The organism is Armatimonas sp. (assembly GCF_031410135.1).
Classification (GTDB): Bacteria; Armatimonadota; Armatimonadia; order Armatimonadales; family Armatimonadaceae; genus Armatimonas.
This window is the reverse complement of sequence record NZ_JANNYP010000921.1, coordinates 38,724-45,455: the sequence shown is the minus strand read 5'-3', so window position 1 is coordinate 45,455 and position 6,732 is coordinate 38,724. Positions and strand designations below refer to the sequence as shown.

Genomic DNA, 6,732 nt, shown 5'->3' with positions numbered 1-6,732 from the left:
AGGTGTAGCGCGACGATGCGGGCGAGCTCAGTGTTCTGAAAGCCGCGTGCGGGGGGCAGCTTCAGAAAAATAAAACCGAGCGCCAGGGTCATCCAGAGCCCGATCCCCATTTTCATCCAGTTTTTCATAGCTTAGTCATTCCAGATAAAATCAAACAGCCAGAGCGAGAGCACGATCGCCGCCACCGTGTAGAGCCCTAGCATCATCATATCGCCTGCCGCCACCTGCCACGCGGTTTTCGTGGTGGCCTCCATCCCAATCCCCAGTGCCGCTTTGGTTCCGTTAAGCCCTGCTTGGAAGGCAGGGACAAGAAGCGGGAAAGCCAGTGCCGCCAACAATCCCCCGCGCGCGGTGGTCTGTGCCACCAGTGCCGCCATCGTGGTAAACACGGCCGCGATGGCCAGCGTTCCCACTGCTAGGACGCCGCTTAGCACCCCGACGTTCACTGTTTCTAGATCTATCTGCAAAAGCGAAAAAAGCACGGGGGCGGTGAGAGCGTTGAGCACCAGTAAAAGCGCCGCGTTGAAGGCGAACTTGCCCAGCCAGAGATCCGTCGGGTTTGCATGGAGCCGTAGCACCAGCGCCGTGCCCCGCTCTGCCTCTTGCACAAAGGCCCGGCCCAGCCCCGTCGCTGCCGTAAAGAGTGCGAGCACCCAGACCAGCGCACCTGCCGTGAGCCTACTGACTGAGGCGTCTTTGAGGCCCAGGCCGAGGAGCAGCAGTGCACCCACCACAAAAAGCCCAACTCCCGAGAGCGCGACCCGTGTGCGCCACTCCGTTTGGACTTCCTTGAGAAAGATCGCGGTGACCCCTTGCATACTTAATTCTGTTTGTACCATTTTTCACAAAGATTGTCGAGTCTCTCGCACTAGAGGATTTCGTCTTACTTCCCTCGAAAGAGAGAGACATGAAACGCATACCGCTGGCGCTCCAGGTTCTGATCGGGGTCGCTCTTGGCATCGTGCTGGGAGTGATTGCGGGTAAGGGGAACCTGACCGAGACTCTCGGGGCGATTGGGATTCTCTCGATCAAGGCGCTACGGGCGCTGGCGGTGCCACTGGTCTTTTTTGCGGTGCTTGATGCCTTTGTCAAGACACGGATCGAGGGACGCAAGTTCGGACGGCTGATGCTGATCTGTGTGGTCAATGTCTCAGTGGCGATGGTCATTGGCCTGACGATTCTCAATGTCTTTCAGCCAGGCAAGCTCTGGCAGGGAAAGCTCGAAGCGCTGATCGCCCAGACACACGCCAAAGCGCCCGAGGCAAAAAAAGTGGAGGACCCGGAAGCGCCGGGGGCCACGCTGGAAGTGCTACCCAATGTTGCCTACTATATTCCGTCGTCGCTGGTGCGACCCTTTGTCTACAACAATCTGATCTCCGTGGTGCTCATGGCCCTTCTGATGGGGGCGGCGATCCGGCGGGTACGCTCCGAGCAGGAGGCACACGGGGAGATGAGCATTCGCACGGTGGAGAGCTTTATCGCTGCCTGCTATCAGGTGCTTCTTGTCATGCTGGAGTGGGTTGTTAAGACCATTCCCTACGCCGTGTTTGGGACGGTGGCCAAAGTGGTGGGGGCATCGGGCCTTGGGGTCTTTGCGCTACTCTGGGTCTTTTTGCTGGTGGCGATCAGCGGGCTGGCGATCCACAGCCTGATCTACTACCCCACGATTGCCTGGTTCTGGGGCAAGAAATCGCCCAAGGTCTATCTGGGACAGGGGGCGGACGCCATTCTCACCGGGCTCTCCACCAACTCCAGCCTGGCATCGGTGCCGATCACGCTCAAGTGTTTAGAGCGCATGGGAGTCTCGACATCGTCGGCGCGGCTCGCGGCCTGTGTGGGCACCAACCTCAACAACGACGGCATCACGCTCTACGAGGCGATGGCGGCGCTCTTTCTGGCACAAGCGCTGGGCAACAATCTCTCGCTGGGCGCTCAGTTTCAGGTGGTGCTTGCCTCGATTATGGCGGGCGCGGGGATCGCGGGAATCCCAGAGGCGGGCCTGATCGTCCTGCCGCTCGTGCTCAGCACCGCCGGGCTCTCCGCCGAGACCATTGCGGTTGCCCTGCCGTTGCTTATCCCCGTGGACTGGATCATCGCCCGCGCACGCTCAGGCGTGAACGTGATGAGCGATATGCTGGTCGCCATTTTGCTCGATGCGGGGCAAGAGACGAAGATCGCCGACGAATGAGCGAGCAGCTCTTACGCCTTCGGTTACCGACGGACAGTGCTTTTGTCAGTGTGGCGCGGGAAGCGGTGGTCTCGGTGGCGCGGAAGCTGCGTTTTCCTGAAGCGGAGCGCGAGGCTCTGCGGTTAGCGGTGGGCGAGGCGTGCAACAATGCGGTGGAGCATGGGGGCCAGCGAGGAATGCTTACCCTGCGCTGTTTGCAAGACTACGAGTTCTTCATTATCGAAGTGAGTAACTCAGGCGAGGGGACTTTGCCCGCTGATCCCGCCGCGATGCCCGACCCAAGTGCCGAAGGAGGCCGTGGTCGGGCACTCATGGAAGCCCTCACGGACAGCGTTGAGTATCTGATTGGTGAGGGGAATACCCTCGTAAGGCTCAAAAAGCGTCTCCCAACCTCCTGAAAACCTGCGGGTAATACTAGGTTTTAGCGTTTTTTGTTAAAACACCCTCCAGAACATACCCGGATCTGTCGAAAACATACTCAGACGTTGTGAGAAACTGTACAAAATAAGAAGAATCACAGAGTCTTGGCAGGAAGCCACCCGGAGAATAATCTGTTCTTGAAACAGAGAAGCTACCGGTAATTCACGGAGGATCCATAAAATGGGAATGGTTGTTAACTTCAATGCTGCTGCTTTAAATGCACAGCGCAATCTCGGTCAGACCAGCAAGGGACTAAATCAGTCCATTCAGCGTCTCTCAAGCGGACTTCAAGTCAATGGTGCCGCCGACTCGCCTGCCGGTTTGGTGATCTCGGAGCAGATGCGCTCCAAGGCCGATGGCATGAGCCAAGCCGTCAAGAACACAAACGATGGTATCAATCTGATCAAGACAGCAGAAGGCGCTTTGAACGAGGTGCACAGCCTCCTTCGCCAGATGCGTACGCTCTCTGTTCATGCTGCCAACGAAGGTGTTAATAGCGCCGACGATCTGGCTGCCGATCAGGCTGCCATCGCCGCTGCAGGTGACTCGATTGACCGGATCGGTGCCAGCACTCGCTTCAACGGCAAGCTGCTCCTGGACGGTAACTACACTGCCCAGAAGCTTCAGATCGGTGAGGAGTCTACAGACACCTTCGATGTGAGTATTGCAGATCTGACTGCGGTTGGTCTTGGCGTTGACTCGGGCACTCTGGACGTAACGGCTGTGGGTGGTGGTACAGCGGCAATTGATGCCATTGACGCTGCCATCAAGACTGTCTCGACGGAGCGTGCTAAGCTGGGTGCTACCCAGAAGTACACGCTTGAGACGACCGTCAACTCGCTGTCTGTTTCTGAGGAGAACATTCGGTCTTCTGAGTCTGCGATCCGTGATGCCGATATGTCCAAGGAGATGGTTGAGTTCACCCGCAACAACATCATGATGCAGGCAGGGACGTCTATGCTGGCTCAGGCCAACCAGTCGTCACAGTCTGTACTCTCGCTGCTGCGTGGTTAATCACTAGGCCAAGACGGCTAAGACCACGCGGGGAAGCACTTGCTCCCCCGCGTGGTTTTTTGGACTTTGTAGTGGGCATAAACTTACTCTGACAATGTCGTCTGAGAGTTGTTTGACAGCGGCGGCTAAGTTCTCGCGAAATGATCTCTTTATAACGCGGAATTAGCTGTTGTGGATCAACCTGTTTCGTCCGAAATAGATTACGAGGAATATCATGACAACACTAGGAGCAACTAATGTCAGCGGGTTAGTTTCAGGAATTGACGTTGATTCTATCATTCAAAAACTCGCTGCCCTTGAAGCGAGGCAGACTCAGAAGTACGCGGATCAGCAGTCCGCACTGATCGCACGACAGAGGGCTTTTCAAGACGTAAATACCCGTCTTGCCTCTTTTAAGGATGCGGCGACAAAGCTGACTGCCTCTTCTTATTTTAGCTCTCGTACGGCTACGGTTGATAATACCAATGCGCTGGTGACCGCTAAGAGCAGCGCTGTACCAGGCCAGTACGCCTTCAAGGTAAATACTCTGGCGCAGTCTCATCAGCTTGCCAGCCAGAGCTACGGAGATCTGACGGCAACCCGCTTGGGGACAGGCACCTTTTCCATTACGGCGGGTAGCCAGACAACGAGTGTTACCCTAGACTCCAGTAACAACACCCTAGGCGGCTTGCGCGACGCCATCAATGCTGCAGGAACCAATGTTCGGGCTTCGATCATCCAAGACGGAACATCGTCGTATCGCCTCATGTTTTCGAGTAAAGAGACAGGTGAAGCTAATGCGATGACGGTCTCCTCCAGCCTCAGTGGGGGCACGGAGCCGACTCTCGTCACACTTCAGGCTGCTCAAGATGCGACAGTGACTCTAGGAAGCGGTGTGGGAGCCATTACCGCGCGGCGCGCCTCAAACAACCTCCTGGACGTGATTCCGGGGGTGACGGTCAATATTGCCTCTGTCACGGAGGGCAGCCGTCTCAATATCAGCGTCACTCAAGACACGAGTGCCATTGAGGCAGGGGCTAAAGCCTTTGTGGATCAGTATAACAACCTCCAGGATTTTATTATCCAGCAGTCCAAGTTCAATGCGGACACAAGCTCGGGAGGCATCCTTCTTGGGGATTTTACTCTACGTGGGATTCAGTCTGAAGTACAAAACGTCATCGCCAGTGCCGTAACAGGTGTCTCCAATGGTTTCAATAGCCTCGCCGATGTTGGAATTAGCCTCGGGGGAGATGGCAAGATGACTCTTGACTCTGCAACCTTTCAAGCCAAACTTGCAGAGAGTCCCGAGGGAGTGACCCGTCTTTTCGCGCTGACGGGCAGCAGTGCGAATGCGGGCGTGCAGTTTTTAGGAGCAACCACCTATACAGACACCGTCGGGGCGACCTATGCGGTCAATATTACTCAGCCTGCACTCCAGGCACGGGTAACCGCAGGGAGCGCTCAGAACGATGTCCTGGCCTCCGATGAAACTCTGACGATCAATGGGATCAGTATTGCTCTGACCTCGGGAATGTCACGTAGCTCCGTTGTGGATGCCATCAACTCTCGTAGTAGCCAGACCGGCGTGACGGCGCGATCAACGGCGCTGGATGGAACAGGGAGCGGAGAGTTTATCACCTTGGCCACGGTGGCATACGGAGAGTCTGCCAAAATTAGCGTGGTTTCTAGTAGCTCTAATAGCGATACTAGTCCTCTTTCCTCCGGCTTTGGCAATACCACCGCGACCGAGACGAGCCCTGACGGGGAGTCGGGGGGAGGAACGGGAAATGTGGGGCAAAGTGTGGCAGGAACCATCAATGGGGAAGCGGCAACAGGCTCTGGACAGGTTCTGACAGGCAACAAAAATAATGCGCACACTGATGGACTACGATTACGGATTACCGCTGCGGCAGCGGGTGCACTTGGGAATGTGAAGATCTACAGTGGCATGGCAAGCATGACACAAACGACTCTTGCTCGCCTAACCGATATCGTGAGTGGTCCGCTCGCTACGGAGCAAGATGCACTACAAACAAGAGTAGATGACCTCCAAAAAGTAATTGATAAACTTAATGAACGTGTGGCCTCTAATTCTAGTCTACTTCGTACTAAGTTCAATAAAATGGAGGCGATATTGGGACAGTTAAATGCCCAATCGGCACAACTTAAGTCGCAATTTGAGAATAATTCAAAAAAATAACAGATTTATGGAGTGAAAAGGAAGACACACAAATGGTAGCGAGTTATGCAAGATCCCAATATCAGGAGATGCAAGTTCAGACGAGCCCTGAGAGGCTTGTGATCATGCTTTATGATGGGGCAATTTTTGCGCTGGAGCGAGCGATGGGAGCAATGCGGCAAGGGGACATGAAACTTCAGGCCGCCAGTATGGGTAAGGCACAAGATATTATCTGCCATCTGTCGGGAACACTCAATATGAGTGCCGGGCCGATTGCACATGATCTCGAAAGAATCTATCGGGGGTGCTTAACAGGCTTGCTGAAGGCCCATGCTTACGATGATATTTCAGGAGTGGAGGAAGTCTCCCGTGTCCTCTCCAACCTGCGTGAGGGCTGGGTGGAGGCGGAGCGAAAACTTGCCATTGAGCGTGCTGACACAGCGACACTGGTAGGAGCAAGCATGTAGTGGAGTCTCCACGAAGGCTAGCGGAGAGTCTTCTGTCTCTGACCGAGCGCCTGAAACAGGCACTGGAGCAGGGGCAAATGGATCTTCTCGCGACACTACTGGCAGAGCGTCAAGCACTACTGCAATCGTTAGGGCAAATGCTCCAAAAAGGGGACACTCTCTCTGATGAGCTCGTCCAGGCTTTACAAGAGAGCGATTCTGAGTTTCTTCAGACCGTGGAGGTCATGCATGCGAGCTTAGGACGTGAGCTGGCTAACCATCAAGAGCAACAGCGCGTCTCATTTGTCTACAGAACAAGTGCCCACGCGACCTTTTTAGACCAGCTTGGCTAGTCCTAGAAAGCTCGTTTTATCAAAGCCCGATCCATCAGGATCGGGCTTTTTCCATGCTTGGTTCGAAATTTAAACTTGTATTTTTAAGAGAAAAAACCTTAATTTTCGAGTTGTACCTGGCAAATATAATTGTAACACCACGGGATGTTGTAG

7 protein-coding genes are annotated in these 6,732 nt (G+C 54.8%); 6 read left to right on the top strand and 1 reads right to left on the bottom strand.

All coding sequences use genetic code 11. From position 1 onward, the window contains the following. Window positions 1–131: 131 nt before the first annotated feature. Window positions 132–818 (bottom strand): heme exporter protein CcmB, encoded by a 687-nt coding sequence (locus tag RMO15_RS32925; RefSeq protein ID WP_309723522.1) that lies wholly within the window; start codon window positions 816–818, stop codon window positions 132–134. Window positions 819–907: 89 nt separating this feature from the next. On the opposite strand from RMO15_RS32925, the gene RMO15_RS32920 reads away from it, so the two are divergent. From RMO15_RS32920 to RMO15_RS32895, 6 genes are all read left to right on the top strand, one after another. Then, the gene (locus RMO15_RS32920; RefSeq protein ID WP_309723519.1) at window positions 908–2,188 is read left to right on the top strand and encodes a dicarboxylate/amino acid:cation symporter; all 1,281 of its coding nucleotides are present in this window, start codon (window positions 908–910) and stop codon (window positions 2,186–2,188) included. Next, window positions 2,185–2,586: an ATP-binding protein gene (locus tag RMO15_RS32915; protein WP_309723516.1), complete on the top strand. Its 402-nt coding sequence runs from the start codon at window positions 2,185–2,187 to the stop codon at window positions 2,584–2,586. The genes RMO15_RS32920 and RMO15_RS32915 overlap by 4 nt, the downstream gene beginning before the upstream one ends. A 202-nt stretch (window positions 2,587–2,788) precedes the next feature. Further along, entirely contained in the window at window positions 2,789–3,622 is an 834-nt protein-coding gene (locus tag RMO15_RS32910; RefSeq protein ID WP_309723513.1) for a flagellin, read from the top strand. 214 nt (window positions 3,623–3,836) lie between these two features. Continuing rightward, window positions 3,837–5,801: a flagellar filament capping protein FliD gene (gene fliD, locus RMO15_RS32905; RefSeq protein ID WP_309723510.1), complete on the top strand. Its 1,965-nt coding sequence runs from the start codon at window positions 3,837–3,839 to the stop codon at window positions 5,799–5,801. 32 nt (window positions 5,802–5,833) lie between these two features. Then, a complete protein-coding gene (fliS, locus tag RMO15_RS32900; RefSeq protein WP_309723508.1) occupies window positions 5,834–6,247 on the top strand; it encodes a flagellar export chaperone FliS in 414 nt (137 codons plus the stop codon). Beyond that, window positions 6,247–6,579 carry a hypothetical protein gene (locus tag RMO15_RS32895; RefSeq protein ID WP_309723505.1) on the top strand — a complete coding sequence of 111 codons (333 nt, stop codon included), beginning with the start codon at window positions 6,247–6,249 and terminating at the stop codon, window positions 6,577–6,579. The genes fliS and RMO15_RS32895 overlap by 1 nt, the downstream gene beginning before the upstream one ends. Window positions 6,580–6,732 lie beyond the last annotated feature (153 nt).

Coding starts and splice junctions, on each gene's coding strand:
- RMO15_RS32910 (WP_309723513.1), top strand. CDS start 2,789: ATGGGAATGGTTGTTAACTTCAATGCTGCTGCTTTAAATGCACAGCGC.
- fliS (WP_309723508.1), top strand. CDS start 5,834: ATGGTAGCGAGTTATGCAAGATCCCAATATCAGGAGATGCAAGTTCAG.
- fliD (WP_309723510.1), top strand. CDS start 3,837: ATGACAACACTAGGAGCAACTAATGTCAGCGGGTTAGTTTCAGGAATT.
- RMO15_RS32915 (WP_309723516.1), top strand. CDS start 2,185: ATGAGCGAGCAGCTCTTACGCCTTCGGTTACCGACGGACAGTGCTTTT.
- RMO15_RS32920 (WP_309723519.1), top strand. CDS start 908: ATGAAACGCATACCGCTGGCGCTCCAGGTTCTGATCGGGGTCGCTCTT.
- RMO15_RS32925 (WP_309723522.1), bottom strand. CDS start 818: ATGCAAGGGGTCACCGCGATCTTTCTCAAGGAAGTCCAAACGGAGTGG.